The organism is Bacteroides sp. OM05-10AA (assembly GCF_003439055.1).
Classification (GTDB): Bacteria; Bacteroidota; Bacteroidia; order Bacteroidales; family Bacteroidaceae; genus Bacteroides; species Bacteroides intestinigallinarum.
Genome location: NZ_QSUR01000095.1, coordinates 1 through 589, shown reverse-complemented (window position 1 = coordinate 589; position 589 = coordinate 1). Strand labels below are relative to the sequence as shown.

The following is a 589-nucleotide window of genomic DNA, read 5'->3' as shown; positions in this document are numbered from 1 at the left end:
CGTTCGATAGATCAGCTAAAGCATACGTAGTCCCGAGAGAACTTTGCCAAATTACAAGCAATAAAAGTAATACCAATTTTCTACTAAATCTCTCCATAATCAAATTGATGTTATAATATTTCTATTTTCAACGACCTATAGCTATCCAGTCAAATGAACGAGTACTACTTCCTACGGTTATACTATTATCTGCAAGTAGAAACTTTCGCATGACATTTACATAAGATGCTGATTTATTATACGGTAAAGCAGTATATAATGTATGTTCATTAGATACTGTCTCCATCGTAGTCACAAATTGATAGGAGGCATCATGAAAAGAAATAGGGAACCATATAGTTGCACTTCCCGCTGATGAATTAGTTAAATGCCCCCATTGAATTAGTAGGCCATCTTCATATTTTCGATAACCGTTTTGTCCCAAATTTTGCTCTTTAATTTGCGCAGATTTTGTCCCGAGAGAACTTTGCCAAATAATTGCGGCAAAAATCAATACTATTTTTCTACTAAAACAATTCATAAGCAAATTGGTGTTATAATATTTTCTACTTCCATCTTCCTATTGCGATCCATCCGAATATCTCCCCAG

Annotated in this window: 1 protein-coding gene; it reads right to left on the bottom strand. The window is 34.5% G+C overall.

Annotation, left to right across the window (positions count from 1 at the left end; genetic code table 11):
• Positions 1-127: 127 nt before the first annotated feature.
• Positions 128-520 (bottom strand): hypothetical protein, encoded by a 393-nt coding sequence (locus tag DXB58_RS27610; RefSeq protein ID WP_147338757.1) that lies wholly within the window; start codon positions 518-520, stop codon positions 128-130.
• Positions 521-589 lie beyond the last annotated feature (69 nt).